The sequence below is a fragment of the Candidatus Pseudothioglobus sp. uisw_070 genome, assembly GCF_059512545.2.
In genome coordinates this window covers 1,040,533-1,053,359 of the sequence record NZ_CM183456.2, presented here as the reverse complement: position 1 = coordinate 1,053,359, position 12,827 = coordinate 1,040,533, and the positions used below count along the sequence as shown (strand labels likewise).

General features: G+C 37.6%; 11 protein-coding genes. 7 read left to right on the top strand and 4 right to left on the bottom strand.

Going from position 1 to position 12,827, the window contains the following annotated elements; translation table 11 throughout:
• The first annotated feature begins 25 nt into the window (after positions 1-25).
• From AC5YGD_RS05275 to AC5YGD_RS05245, 7 genes are all read left to right on the top strand, one after another.
• The gene (locus tag AC5YGD_RS05275; RefSeq protein WP_496140967.1) at positions 26-715 is read left to right on the top strand and encodes an IclR family transcriptional regulator domain-containing protein; all 690 of its coding nucleotides are present in this window, start codon (positions 26-28) and stop codon (positions 713-715) included.
• An 80-nt stretch (positions 716-795) separates the two neighbouring features.
• Positions 796-2,250 carry a betaine-aldehyde dehydrogenase gene (gene betB / locus AC5YGD_RS05270; protein WP_496140966.1) on the top strand — a complete coding sequence of 485 codons (1,455 nt, stop codon included), beginning with the start codon at positions 796-798 and terminating at the stop codon, positions 2,248-2,250.
• A gap of 17 nt (positions 2,251-2,267) precedes the next feature.
• Positions 2,268-3,956 (top strand): choline dehydrogenase, encoded by a 1,689-nt coding sequence (gene betA / locus AC5YGD_RS05265; protein ID WP_496140965.1) that lies wholly within the window; start codon positions 2,268-2,270, stop codon positions 3,954-3,956.
• Positions 3,957-4,045: 89 nt separating this feature from the next.
• Positions 4,046-5,248 (top strand): enolase C-terminal domain-like protein, encoded by a 1,203-nt coding sequence (locus AC5YGD_RS05260; RefSeq protein WP_496140964.1) that lies wholly within the window; start codon positions 4,046-4,048, stop codon positions 5,246-5,248.
• A gap of 26 nt (positions 5,249-5,274) precedes the next feature.
• Positions 5,275-6,240, top strand: coding sequence for an NAD(P)-dependent oxidoreductase (locus AC5YGD_RS05255; protein ID WP_416677095.1), 966 nt, complete (start codon positions 5,275-5,277; stop codon positions 6,238-6,240).
• 102 nt (positions 6,241-6,342) lie between these two features.
• Positions 6,343-8,268, top strand: coding sequence for a M3 family metallopeptidase (locus tag AC5YGD_RS05250; protein WP_496140963.1), 1,926 nt, complete (start codon positions 6,343-6,345; stop codon positions 8,266-8,268).
• Positions 8,269-8,323: 55 nt separating this feature from the next.
• Entirely contained in the window at positions 8,324-8,542 is a 219-nt protein-coding gene (locus tag AC5YGD_RS05245) for a hypothetical protein (protein ID WP_496140961.1), read from the top strand.
• 7 nt (positions 8,543-8,549) lie between these two features.
• On the opposite strand, the gene fabF is transcribed toward AC5YGD_RS05245, so the two are convergent.
• From fabF to parE, 4 genes are all read right to left on the bottom strand, one after another.
• Positions 8,550-9,791 (bottom strand): beta-ketoacyl-ACP synthase II, encoded by a 1,242-nt coding sequence (fabF, locus tag AC5YGD_RS05240; protein WP_496140960.1) that lies wholly within the window; start codon positions 9,789-9,791, stop codon positions 8,550-8,552.
• 127 nt (positions 9,792-9,918) lie between these two features.
• Positions 9,919-10,146 carry an acyl carrier protein gene (acpP, locus tag AC5YGD_RS05235; RefSeq protein WP_020024381.1) on the bottom strand — a complete coding sequence of 76 codons (228 nt, stop codon included), beginning with the start codon at positions 10,144-10,146 and terminating at the stop codon, positions 9,919-9,921.
• A gap of 80 nt (positions 10,147-10,226) precedes the next feature.
• Positions 10,227-10,898, bottom strand: a complete 672-nt coding sequence (gene queC, locus AC5YGD_RS05230; protein ID WP_496140959.1) for a 7-cyano-7-deazaguanine synthase QueC — start codon at positions 10,896-10,898, stop codon at positions 10,227-10,229.
• Positions 10,891-12,774, bottom strand: coding sequence for a DNA topoisomerase IV subunit B (parE, locus tag AC5YGD_RS05225; protein WP_496140957.1), 1,884 nt, complete (start codon positions 12,772-12,774; stop codon positions 10,891-10,893). Before parE ends, queC begins: the two co-directional genes overlap by 8 nt.
• Positions 12,775-12,827 lie beyond the last annotated feature (53 nt).

Sequence of the window (12,827 nt, the reverse complement as noted above, 5' to 3'; positions counted from 1 at the left end):
TAATTTTTTCATAATATGAAATAAAATGAAACCTAGGTCTATTGATAAAAATTACAACGCAATCGAAAAGTGCTTACAAATCTTGTCAATGTTTTCATTGGATAAATCTCAATTCTCAATAAAGGAGATCTGTGATCAGTTAAATTTTAATGTCTCAACTGCATATCGAATTCTAAGTACACTTGAAGATTATGGCTACGTTTCAAGACTTAAGAATAAGAAGTACGTTGTGGGAACTCAGGCTCTTTATTTAAGTGCTATATATACGCAAAGTAATCATCTTGAGCAGATACGTCCTATAGTTGATAGAATCAGAGATATATCTGATGAAACTGCATCTTTCTTTGTTGAAGAAGATAATATGCGTATATGTTTATATAGATCGCACTCAAGAGATGAGATCAGACATAACATTGAGCAGGGCTCTCGTTTAGAGCTCAATCGTGGTGCCTCTGGGCGAATTATCTTAGCTTTTGGTAAGCGTAAAAATGATAAGCAGGGTTTTTATAAAGATATTCGTGATAAAGGCTATTACTTGTCAATAAATGAACACAATGCTGCGCTCTTTGCACTCGCCGTACCTGTTATTTCTAATAGTAATAAATTTGTTGGTGCTATTGTAGTATCAGGCCCTATTAGCCGATTTGACGATGACCAAAAATCAATTCTTCTTCAGCTGCTTAACGATCAGCTTCAAAACATTGTAATGCCTTAATATTTTGATTAATTAATTTACTTACAGTGAGTTCATAGAATGTATCATTGTTTTTTACAATTTGATACTTATTAAGGTTTATGATAGAACATTTATATATTCATGGCGCCTATTTAAAATCTAATTCTAGTGAAACTTTTGAGTCTATTAACCCTGCAAATGGGCAAGTTATAGCTCTTATAGATCAAGCTAGTGAGAGTGATGTTGAGGCAGCTATTAAATCAGCTGAGAAGGGTTTTGCTGTGTGGAGCAAGATGACGGCCGTTGAAAGAGGCCGAATCTTACTAAAAGCAGTTTCTATTTTGCGTGAAAGAAACAATGAACTTGCTGCATTAGAGGTTGCTGATTGCGGCAAGCCATTACAGGAAGCTAATTGTGTTGATATCCATTCTGGTGCAGATGTAATTGAATATTATGCGGGCATTGCTCCGGGTTTGCAGGGCGCTCAGCAAGATTTAAACTCGAGTACCTTTTATATTTCAAAAAGAGAGCCTTTAGGGGTTTGTGCTGGTATTGGTGCTTGGAACTATCCTATTCAAATTGCTTGCTGGAAATCTGCTGCTTGTTTGGCTGCTGGGAATTCAATGGTATTTAAACCTTCTGAAGAAACTCCACTTAGTGTTTTAAAACTTGCTGAAATATATACAGAAGCAGGGATGCCTCCAGGAGTATTTAATGTCGTCCAAGGTGACTATCGCGTAGGCCAGTACTTAACTCGACATCCAAGAGTTGCTAAAATTTCTTTTACTGGAGAAAGTGGAACGGGAAAGAAGATAATGGCAGATGCAGCTGGAAGCCTTAAAGAAGTAACTTTGGAGCTTGGAGGCAAGTCGCCATTAATTATTTTTAATGACGCTGATATTGATAATGCAATCTCTGGAGCGCTTCTTGCAAACTTCTATACTCAAGGTGAGGTTTGCACCAATGGAACAAGGGTGTTTGTGCAATCTGGTATTTACGATAAATTTATAGAAAAAGTCTGTCAGAGAAGTAAAAAAATAAAACTAGGTGATCCAATGGATTTAGATACTCAGATGGGCGCTTTAATAAGCTCAAAGCATCTTGATAAGGTTATGGATTATATTGATAAAGCTAAAAAATCAGGCGCTCGACTTGTTCTTGGTGGAAATCGTCATAAATCCAAAGAAACAGAAAATGGGTTTTTTGTAGAGCCAACAATTTTTGCAGATTGTAAAGACGATTCTGAGCACGTTACTGATGAAATTTTTGGGCCAGTAATGTCCATTCTGCGCTTTGATGATGAAGCAGAAGTAATTGGCAGGGCAAACGATACTAAGTTTGGTTTAGCGGCTGGCATTTTTACGCAAAACATTAATCGGGCGCACCGAGTTATTAATCAATTAGAGGCAGGAATTTGCTGGATTAATAGTTGGGGAGATTCTCCTGCTGAAATGCCAGTTGGAGGCTATAAAGAGTCTGGAATAGGCCGTGAAAATGGCCCCGAAACTTTGAAGAGCTATACACAAATTAAAAGTATTTTTGTTCGGTTGGATGACGTTGAGAGTCCTTATTAATATAGGCTAAGAAATATATGAGTAATGAGTTTGATTATATTGTTGTAGGTGCCGGTTCGGCGGGCTGCGTTTTGGCAAATCGTTTGACTGAGTCAGGTGAAAATAGAGTGTTACTTCTAGAAAATGGAGGTAGTGATAAAAACATAATGATTCAAATGCCAACTGCACTGTCATACCCTATGAATACTGATAAGTATGCATGGCAATTTCATACTCAGCCAGAGCCTTTTCTTGATAATCGAAAAATGCATTGTCCTAGAGGCAAAGTGATGGGAGGCTCTTCCTCCATAAATGGAATGGTTTATGTGCGAGGCCATGCGCGTGATTTTGACCAATGGGAGGAGCAAGGGGCAGAGGGTTGGTCGTACAAAAATTGTCTGCCATATTTTAAGCGCTCTGAAAAATGGCATTTGGGCGAAGATAACTACCGTGGAGGTAGTGGTCCTGTGGCAACTTCAAATGGTAACAATATGAAATTAAATCCTCTTTATCGAGCCTTTATTAATGCTGGAGTGGAGGCTGGTTATCCTGAAACTGCGGATTATAATGGTCAGCAACAGGAGGGTTTTGGTCCAATGCATATGACCGTTGGAAGTGGTGTTCGCTCTTCTACATCAAATGCCTATATTAAGCCAGCTAAAAATAGATCAAACCTTACAATACTAACTGGAGTGCTTGTTCAGCGAGTAATTTTAAAGAATAAAGTTGCAACTGGAGTTGAGTATTCAATTAACGGTCAAACTAAAATATTGAATGCGAATACAGAGGTGATACTTTGTGCTGGGTCAATTGGCTCACCTCAGCTACTTCAGTTATCTGGGATTGGTCCAAAAAATGTTCTAAAAGATGCTGGAGTTGAGCTGCAACATGAATTGCCGGGTGTTGGCGAGAATCTTCAGGATCATCTTGAAGTATATTTTCAATATCATTGTAAAAAGCCAATTACACTTAACAGTAAATTAAACTTATTTAGTAAGGGTCTTATTGGTGTGCGCTGGATTCTATCTAAGTCAGGACTCGGCGCAACAAATCATTTTGAATCTTGTGGTTTTATTCGTTCTCGTGCAGGCCTTGAGTGGCCTAATATTCAGTATCATTTTCTCCCAGCTGCAATGAGATATGACGGAAACGCAGCAATGAAGGGGCATGGGTATCAAGTTCATGCAGGCGTCAATAAAGTTAGCAGTCGGGGCAGCATTAAGATTAATAGCTCAGACCCTCAAGCTAAGCCAACAATCCTATTTAACTATTTGGAGAGCGAGCAAGATAGACAAGATTGGCGTGATTGTATTCGGTTGACTCGTGAGGTTTTAAGTCAGCCAGCACTGGACGAATATAATGCGGGTGAAGCAAGCCCAGGATTAGAGGTAAGTAGTGATGATCAAATAGATTCTTGGGTTAGGGCAAATGTTGAAAGCGCTTACCACCCATCTTGTTCTTGCAAAATGGGTGACTTAAGTGACCCTATGACCGTTGTTGATAATCAAGGTAAAGTAAATGGTATTGAAAAGTTAAGAGTAATTGATTCTTCTATATTTCCAACAATTCCAAATGGAAATCTTAATGGACCAACAATTATGTTAGCTGAAAAAATGGCGGATATCGTATTAGGAAATAAGCCACTCAAAGCTTCTGAAGCCGATGTATGGATTGATTCAGATTGGCAAAAAACCCAACGATCAGGCCAACCTTATAGGGCGTCGTAAAGTAAATAATTTTTCGTAAACAAAATAACTTGCTTATTCTTATAAACCCGTATAAAAATTACATCAATATAAATTACTAAAAATATGGCATGGAAGTCGTAAAATTAAATACTTATATAGTTGGTACCCCAAAGCCTCATATTGGTGGAATGTATTGGATCTTCCTTTCTATTGAAACTAAGTGCGGCATCGTTGGGATTGGAGAGATATATTCGGCCTCCTTTCATCCTGAAGTTGTTGTTAAGGCAACTCAAGATGTCTTTGAGCGATACCTAAAGGGCCATGACCCACATCATATTGAGCGCTTTTTCAGAGAGTGTTTTTCAAGTGGCTTTACTCAAAGGCCAGATTTGACAATGATGGGGGTATTAAGTGGGCTAGAGATGTCTTGTTGGGATATTATTGGAAAAGCTGCAAATAAGCCAATATATGAGCTTATAGGGGGCAAGGTTCATGACAAGCTAAGGTCATATACATATCTATACCCAAAAGACAAAAATGGAGTGCTTAATTATGATAATCCAGACTTAGGCGCTGAGTCTGCTATAAATTTTATGGAGCAGGGCTTTAGTGCAGTTAAGTTTGATCCAGCTGGCCCTTATTCAATATTCTCTGGACATCAAATATCACTGAGCCGCTTAAAGCACTGCGAAAATTATTGCCAAAAAGTAAGAGAGGCTGTTGGAGATAGCTGTGACCTTCTTATTGGAACTCATGGACAGTTAACTCCCGCTTCAGCTGTGCGGCTAGCTAAGAGGCTTGAAAAGTTTGACCCTTTGTGGTTTGAAGAGCCTGTTCCTCCGGGTCAGTCAAGTGCAATGGCAGAAGTTGCAAGTAAGACAAGTATTCCAGTTGCTACTGGAGAGCGCTTAACAACAAAGTATGAGTTTTTTGATATTTTAAAAAATAACTCAGCGTCAATAATTCAAATGAATTTAGGGCGAGTTGGCGGTATTTTAGAGGCCAAGAAAATTGCGAGCCTTTCTGAAGTTTTTTATGCTCAGATTGCCCCGCATATTTATAATGGCCCAGTAGGAGCTGCAGCTAGTATACAGCTCGCTACTGCAACACCAAACTTTCTAATTATGGAAAGTATTGGGACTTGGGATGGCTTTCACTCAGATGTACTGATGCAGCCTCTTGATTGGAGTAAAGGAAATATTATTCCTTCAGATAAACCAGGATTAGGGATAGATCTTAACCTTAAAGTTATTGAAGCGAATTCACCTTATAAAGGAAAAAAGCTCCATCTTTCGATGGATCCAAAACCTTACTATGTTGATGACGATTAAAAATTTGTAGTTTTTTGGAGATTTAGATGAAAGTAGGTTTTATTGGTTTAGGGAATGCAGGTGGCAAACTTGCAGGCAGTATTTTAAGAAATGGTTTTGACCTTACAGTTCATGATCTTAACTCTTCTCTTGTTAATGAGTTTATTGAAAGAGGAGCAAAGAGTGTTGGCTCGCCTCAAGAAATGGCAAAGAAATGTGATGTGGTTATTACTTGTTTACCGTCTCCAAAAGCCTGCTCTGAAGTTATGGAATCTTCTGATGGGATCTTATCGGGATTAAGCAAAGGGAAAATTTGGCTTGAGATGAGCACTACAGATGAGGCTGAGATTCGAAGAATTGGTGCTTTAGTTGAAGCAATTGGTGCATTACCAATTGATTGCCCTGTTTCAGGTGGCTGCCATAGGGCTGATACAGGTAATATTTCAATCTTTGCTGGATGCTCAAGAGAGGCTTTTGAAAGAGCTTTGCCAATACTAACCACCATGGGAAGACGAGTGCTTCATACTGGTGACTTAGGAACTGCCTCAACGCTAAAAGTTATGACCAATTACTTAGCTACGGTTAACCTTGCTTCGATAGCAGAAGCGCTAACAACAATGAAGATGCTTGGAATGGATATGAACGTAACTTATGAGGCGATCAAAGCATCTTCTGGAACTTCATTTGTCCATGAAACTGAATCTCAGGTTATTCTAAATGGTAGCAGAGATATAAGCTTTACAATGGATTTGGTTTCTAAGGATATTGGGATTTTTAATGAGCTTGCTCAGAGAAAAGGGCTGGATTTAGAAATTGCCCCTTTAATTGTTGAGATTTTTAAAGATGGTGAGAAGAGATACGGGCCACGTGAGCTGTCTCCAAACATCATTAGGAGGCTTGAAGAAAGAGCTAATGTTGAAGTGTTGGGGGATGGTTTTCCAGCTGAAATGATTGATGATGAGCCAGAAGAAAAAGGCTATGAAGTAATAATTAAAGGCCGAAAAGATATTTAGTTTATTTAGTAATTAAAGCTTAAAAATTAATATTTTCAGCAAGCCCTCTAAAGCTATCTAAGTATATTAAAATTCATTAACTTTTTTTAAATTAGCCCTATTATGAATAGTAATCAAACTCCAAACTTTAAGCCAAAAGATATTGTTCTTAATATTTCCCAGGTTGTAAAAGATGGTATTAAGCAATCGGTACTTGCAAGTAAAGGTGATGATTGGGAGAGTGTGGTGGGTGTGCTTGATAATAACGAACATCTTATTGGCAAAGAGATGAGTGTTAACTCTCATCTTAATGCAGTTATGTTTTCTGAAGAGTTTAACAAGGACTACGAAAAAACCTTACCAATAATCTCTAACTACTACAGTGACCTTGGTGCTAATGAAGACTTATATGAAGCATTTAAAAGAGTTAAGAATACAAACCTTAATGATCAGCAAAAGCACATTGTTAAAGACTCAATTAAGGGTTTTGAGCTTTCAGGCGTTGCCCTTAAGGGGAGTGACTCTAAAAGATTTAAAGAGATTCAAGAAAGGTTAAGCGTTTTAAGTAATCAGTTTTCTAAAAATGTTTTACAAGCAACCAACTCCTGGAAAAAGTCAGTCTCTATTGATGATTTGAATGGATATAGTGAGGTAGAGCTTTCCAAGGTTAGAGAGGGAGATGAGTACATCGTAAGCCTTCAAATACCAGTCTACATTGATCTTATGACATATGCTGCGAATAGAGGCTTAAGAGAGGAGGTTTATAGAGCATATATTTCAAGAGCGTCTGATGTTGGGATTACTCCAGTTAAATTTGATAACCGCAAGGTTATGGATGAGATCTTAAAATTACGCTCAGAAATGTCTATCCTTCTGGGCTTATCAAACTATGCAGAATACTCGGTTCAATCCAAAATGGTTGACTCACCCAAAGCTGTCATAGATTTTCTAGAAAAGTTAGTGGATCTATCTCACCTTCAAGCAACTTCTGAATTAAAAGATTTAGAGGCTTTTGCTGGACACGATTTAATGCCATGGGACTTAATGTTCTACTCAGAGAAATTAAAGCAAAAAGTCTTTAACTTTAAGAGTGCTGATTTAAAGCCATATTTTCCAGAGAGTAGTGTTCTTAGCGGTTTATTTGAAACGATTCAAAATCTTTATAGTGTAACGCTTACTGAGGTAGAAGAGGATTGCTATCATCCTGACGTTAGAGTAATAATGTTAGAGGATGAAGATGGGCCAATTGGAAAAATATATTTTGACGTTTATGCAAGAGAAAATAAACGAAGTGGGGCTTGGATGTCAGATTTCCAAGGATTATATAAAGACTCCTTGCCAGTTGCATTTGTTGTTTGTAATTTAAACTCACCTAAAGATGGCAAGCCAGCGCTATTTGATTTTGATGAGATTGTAACTATTTTTCATGAGTTTGGTCACGCGCTTCATCATTTATTAACTAAAGTTACTTTTCCATGTGCAGCTGGAATTAGCGGCGTTCCATGGGATGGCGTTGAGCTTCCTAGTCAATATATGGAAAATTTTTGTTATGAAAGAGGGGTAATTGATTTAATTTCGGGTCACTGGGAAACGGGTGAAAAATTACCTGATGAATTATTTAATAAAGTGATTGACTCTAAAAACTTTCAATCAGGACTGCAGATGCTTAGGCAGTGTGAATTTTCGCTATGGGATATAAATACTCATATTTCGAATTTGGATACTTATAAAGTTCTTGATAGCGTGAGAGAGAAAACCGCTTTAGTTCCTGCTATTGATGAGAATAGATTCCTTAATTCTTTTTCCCATATTTTTAGTGGTGGTTATGCAGCTGGCTACTTCAGCTATAAATGGGCAGAGGTGTTGGCTGCAGATGCTTATGAATTTGTTAAAGATAATGGCGGAATTGAGTCTAAATCTGCTGATGATTTCCGTAGATTTATTCTTGAAGTTGGTGGCAGTCTTGACTTTATGGAGCAATACATCAAATTTCGTGGCGGCAAGCCTAAAATGGAAGGCCTCTTAAAGTCTTCTGGAATTTCAATTTAAGATATATAAACTTGGTAAAATATGATTTATTTGTTTTCGCTAGTGGAAAAAACTGATGATTAAGTATTTGTTAGGCGCAATTCTTGCTTTGGCTGTTATTGGCGGCGCTTTTAAATATGAATCTAATGACACTAGCTGGCAATTAATTATTCTTAAGAAAGAGGCTTTAAATAGTGTAACTAACGGGGCGATAAGAATTTACAAGCTATTTCCAGACATTAAATCACTATTTTCAGATTCAGTCGATACTAAAGAAATATTACTAGAGGACTAGAACTTCTTTAAGGGCCTTTCGATATTACAAGTGAGCCATTGGTTCCGCCAAACCCAAAAGAGTTTGAAATTGCATGATTAATCTTCATTTCTCTTGCTTCATTCGCAGCATAATCTAAGTCACATTCTGGGTCCTGATTAAATATATTTATTGTGGGAGGTGCTAGTTGATCTCTAATTGCAAGAGTTGTAAATACTGCTTCAATTCCTCCTGCAGCGCCCAAAAGATGACCAGTCATTGATTTAGTTGAGCTCATAACAATATTTTTTGAGTGTGCACCTAAAGCTAGTTTAGCGGCCTCTGTTTCAGCGGCATCACCAGCTGGAGTCGACGTTCCATGAGCATTAATATAATCTAGCTGATTCGGATTAATACCGGCATTATTCATAGCATTTTTCATGCATCTTGCAGCACCTTCACCACCTTCTGATGGAAGCGTCATATGATATGCATCACTACTCATGCCGTACCCTGTAAGTTCTCCATAAATGTGTGCCCCACGTTTTTTAGCGTGTTCATACTCCTCAAGAACGACAACGCCTGCACCATCACCAAGAACAAAGCCATCTCTATCAACGTCCCAAGGTCTTGAAGCAGTTTCTGGATCATCATTTCTAGTGGAAAGTGCTCGAGCTGCAGCAAAGCCCCCAAGGCCACAGTTAGTTGTTGACATTTCAGTTCCACCAGCAATCATAACGTCAGCATCACCATATTCAATTATTCTTGAGGCGTCACCAATATTATGAGTTCCAGTTGTACACGCTGTTACAATTGCAAAATTTGGACCTTTCAGGCCAAATTTGATCGACATGTTCCCAGAGACCATGTTGATAATGGAAGAGGGTACAAAGAATGGTGAAATTCTTTTGGGTCCTTTTTCTCTAAAAAGATCTGCTGTTTTTTCAATTGTAGTTAGTCCGCCAATGCCAGCACCAATTGCAACTCCAATTCTCTCAGCATTTTCGTCTGTTACTTCAATGCCGCTATCTTCAAAAGCTTGTATTCCAGCTGCCATACCGTAATGAATAAATATATCCATTTTTTTAGCTTCTTTTGGGCTTAAGTATTGAGACACATCAAACTCTTTAACAGCGCCTCCAAATTTAACAGCTTGAATCTCAGTATCAATATTTGTTATTGGCGCAATGCCAGAAACGCCATTAATAATATTAGCCCAGGCATCGTTAACATTGTTACCTACTGGGCTTACAATACCTAATCCAGTAATTACAACTCTTCTTTTATTCATAGTAGATTTTCTTTTAAAGTTAACAAAGTAAATTTATATAAGTTATTTATTTTTAAAGATAAATATTGCGAAAAAAAAGGCGTATTACTTTTTAAAGTAAACGCCTTATTAGATTTATTGAAGTTTATTAAGTGTTTGCGTTAATATAGTCTATTGCTTGTTGAATGGTAGTAATATTTTCTGCTTCTTCGTCTGCAATTTCACAATCAAACTCTTCTTCAAGAGACATTACAAGTTCTACAGTATCTAATGAATCAGCCCCTAAATCATCGATAAATGAAGCATTGTTGTCAATTTCACCACTAACATCTAACTGCTCACTTACAACTTTACGTACTCTATCTTCAATACTCATTTTGAGTTAAATCCTTAAATTGTTTAAAAGTTTATATTTTATCTTCAAAAAACATTTAAATAGCGCTAAATTTTAAATATTTATTGATAAAAAGTTGGGTCCTTGATGTTTGCATTGTTAAAGCCATTTATCCTAAGTACGCATGCATCACACTCGCCACAAGCCTCTCCATTTGGATTTGCTAGGTAACAGCTAATAGTTTGTGAGTAGTCAACACCAAGACTTAATCCTTTTTGGATAATCTCTGCTTTGGTCATACTAATTAAAGGCGTTTTAATTTCAATATTTTCACCTTCAACAGATTGCTTTGTTGCCAGATTTGCCATATCTTCAAATGCTTTAATAAATTCAGGTCTGCAGTCTGGATAGCCAGAGTAATCTAGAGCATTAACGCCAATATAAATTTTTTGACAGTCAATTACTTCGGCCCATGCAAGTGCAAAAGATAAGAAAATAGTGTTTCGAGCTGGAACATAAGTGACAGGGATTTCATCACTTTCAGAGTACTTTGGAACATCTATTTTGTCATCTGTTAAAGCAGAGCCTCCAATATCAGCAAGGGAGATTTTCATAATCCGATGCTCTGCCACTTTGGATTGCTTGGCAATAGTTTTTGCAGATTCTAGCTCAGAGCGCTGCTTTTGACCATAATCAAAACTTAGCGCATAACACTCAAAATCATGAGCTTTTGCAATTGCAAGTACGGTTGTTGAGTCTAAGCCGCCAGATAACAAAACAATCGCTTTAGACATTTGCTAGATTACCTTTGGTCTCCAACCAGGATTTACGGTCTGAAGCTCTTTTTTTAGAAAGCAGCATATCCATAGTTTCTGCAACCTGAAGTGGGTGATTAAGAGTCAACTGAATTAATCTTCTAGTATCCGGCTGCATGGTTGTTTCTCTAAGCTGCTTAGGATTCATCTCACCTAAACCTTTAAATCTTTGAACTTGAATTTTTTGACGACTATTTTCCTTTGCAAGTTTGGTTTCAAATGCATCTTTCTCTTTATCATCTAGAGCGTAGAACACCTGCTTTCCTGCATCAATCCGATATAGGGGTGGCATTGCTACATAGACATGACCTTCTTTAACTAGTTTAGGGAAGTGCTTAACAAATAAAGCGCAAATAAGGGTAGCAATATGAAGTCCATCTGAGTCAGCATCAGCTAAGATACAAACCTTTCCATATCGAAGCCCAGAAAGATCACTATTATCAGGCTCTAAGCCAATTGCAACACTTATATCATGAATTTCATTTGAGGCAAGAACTTGAGAAGAGTCAACTTCCCATGTATTAAGAATTTTACCTCTAAGTGGTAATATGGCTTGATACTCTTTGTCTCTAGCCTGTTTTGCTGAGCCTCCAGCAGAGTCTCCTTCAACTAAAAAAACTTCAGTTTGGTCGAGATCAACACTGGTACAGTCAGATAGCTTTCCAGGAAGCGCTGGCCCACTTACGATTTTTTTGCGTATAACTTTCTTGGCAGTTTTTAATCTTACTTGAGCATTAAGGATTGCTAGTTCAGCAATTTTTTCAGCTATATCAGTATGCTGATTTAGCCATAAACTAAATGAGTCTTTAACTACTCCTGAAACAAAAGAGGCGCACTCACGTGAAGATAGTCTTTCCTTTGTCTGGCCTGAAAACTGCGGATCAAGAATTTTAATTGACAATACAAAGGCAATATTTTGCCAAACATCATCAGGCGTTAATTTAATATTTTTTGGTATAAGGCTTCTGAACTCACAAAACTCTTTTAACGCATCTGTTAATCCAGATCGGAGTCCATTAACGTGAGTTCCTCCAGCAATTGTAGGAATCAAGTTTACAAAGCTTTCAGCCGTAGTATTTGTAGTATTTTCAGTCCAAGTTAGTGCGCAATTAAGCTGCTCCTCTTTCGTTTTACTAGAGATTACAAAAGGTATTGCGGGAATGCAATCTAACCCATCTAGAGAAGCTTGAAGGTAGTCTTTAATACCATCTTCAAAGAGCCATTTATCTGTTGTTTCATCAATTTCGTTTACAAAGTTAACTTCAAGCCCAGGGCAAAGTACTGCTTTAGAGCGAAGATTATGCCTTAAGTTTTTGATTGAAAACTTTACAGTATCAAAATATTGAGGATCTGGCGAGAACTTTATTAAAGTTCCAGTATTTCGCTTACCAACCTCTCCTATTTCCTCTAAATCTTTTGATTTAGCGCCTGATTCAAATTGCATATAGTATTGCTTTGAATCTCTTTTTATCCAGATTTCAATTGAAGTCGATAGGGCGTTCACAACAGAAATTCCTACCCCATGAAGTCCGCCAGAGAATTGATAAGAATCATTTGAGAACTTGCCGCCAGCATGAAGCTTTGTTAGGATAACCTCAACAGCAGGTGTTCCTTCTTTTGGATGAATATCTACAGGTATTCCTCTGCCATTGTCTTCAACAGACATAGAATTATTATTATGAAGAGTTACGTTGATTTGAGTTGCATAGCCAGAGACGGCTTCATCAACACTGTTATCAACTACTTCTTGAGCGAGATGATTTGGACTTTCAGTATCGGTATACATTCCTGGGCGTTTTTTGACTGGCTCCAGGCCAGTTAGTACTTCTATTGATGACGCGTCGTAATTAGACATATGATGTATTGATTGTAATTGGCTGACATAATACCAAAAAAAAGCCCCAAAAA